Below are 1500 nucleotides of genomic sequence, written 5' to 3' on the forward strand. Positions count from 1 at the left end.
AATATTCGTCCCGCAACGCTCAAACAAACGGTTAAACACTGTGCAAAAAACACGGTCTCTGCCGTGCCACCCTCCGGGTAACAAGAGCTTCAAATGGGACGCCTCCGGCGCCCCATAAGCGGGCGTTAAGCGCTCCACATCAACTCCTTACGAGTCTGTCTAAAGTAAAGATATGAGAATATTCTGCTTCTTCGTTGGTACCCTTTATTTGATATATATTCTCTTTGCTTTCAATAATGGCCAAATTATGGGATTTGTATCACGTGGTGGAGGAAGGACCTTATCGAGGACCGATAATCCAGAGTATTTCATGGTCATGGTAATCTTCAATATATTGCTGTGTAGCATTTGCTTTTACTACGGCCTTACTTATAAACAGAATAGGTAGTTACGTTAGTCGCTATAAACCTATGAACATCGAGTTAATCCAACAACAGTATGCTCGTGAATTTCATGCCTTCTGCGATGGTGTAAAAATAGGAAGCATTGAACTACCTTTCTTAAACTTCTCCTATAAGTTTGAAGGAGAAATCTGTGCGGAGCGTATTTCTCTCAAAACAAAGGGAATCTTTGGGTGGAAGAAAGTCATACTATCAATCGGGGCCCAAATCTACGCCATCGAAGAATCTTCTAGTGGACTGACTGAGAGCCACTCTCGGTTTTCACTCGACGGAGTCACTATGCAGCTCCCTAAAAACGAAGATGTATCAATATCTCAGCATGAACAATTTTCACACAATCGAGAGTTCACCTTAAAAGACCAAACAGATCTAGCCTTAGGTATCTCTCTTTGCGTGTTGAACATAATTCAATCTATGCATAACAAAAGCATAACCATTGGTGCAGCAGGCGCTTAACAAGAGCTTCATGTTCGTCGCTGCGCTCCTGGGACGCCTGCGGCGCCCCATAAGCAGGCGTTATGCGGTCTCATTCTGAGACTATTCCCACATCAATTTCACGGACGAATTAATGAAAACTCAAATTCTAATACTGATTATTTCATCTTTATTTGTGACCTTAGGAGTAAGCCAAGACAATAACTCCTATATCTATATTGGCCTATTCAGTCTAATCTTTTCTTCAGATATTATACGACCAAGCTACAACTCAACAAAAAGTAGAACTACTTACACCCTCAATGTAGTGGCACTTTCCACCCAAATCACATTATGTTCTTTGGTAATGTACTACAACGTCGTTAATGACAAGGCAGTAGGCTTTATATTTGCCTTGTTTATTCTAATAGGCTCATTAATAGACCTTATTAAAAAAGCTAAAACATTCTCTACAAAGCATACATAATTAATCGCATAACAAGGCGTTGGTGTACGGCAGACAAGCTGCCTGGGACGCCTCCGGCGCCCCACAACTGCGCGTTATGCGTAGTTGTGCCATATGAATCGTGCCCATCAAAACGATTATCGTCACGCCAAAAATAAGTTCAGTGAAAGCTGGCGTACACGTTCATCGCAAACAAATTCTTTTCAGACGGGTAAATCG

The 1500-nt window shown here is 41.7% G+C and carries 1 protein-coding gene; it reads left to right on the plus strand.

Annotated elements, in window-relative coordinates; all coding sequences use genetic code 11:
* The first annotated feature begins 410 nt into the window (after positions 1-410).
* Complete coding sequence (locus EHSB41UT_RS24080; RefSeq protein ID WP_087113422.1) at positions 411-857, plus strand: hypothetical protein; 447 nt, start codon at positions 411-413, stop codon at positions 855-857.
* The last annotated feature ends 643 nt before the right edge of the window (positions 858-1500 follow it).

Source organism: Parendozoicomonas haliclonae (assembly GCF_900174585.1).
Lineage (GTDB): Bacteria > Pseudomonadota > Gammaproteobacteria > Pseudomonadales > Endozoicomonadaceae > Sansalvadorimonas > Sansalvadorimonas haliclonae.

Bases quoted from the DNA above. Each gene is read 5' to 3' on its own strand.
- EHSB41UT_RS24080 (WP_087113422.1), top strand. From the start codon at position 411: ATGAACATCGAGTTAATCCAACAACAGTATGCTCGTGAATTTCATGCC.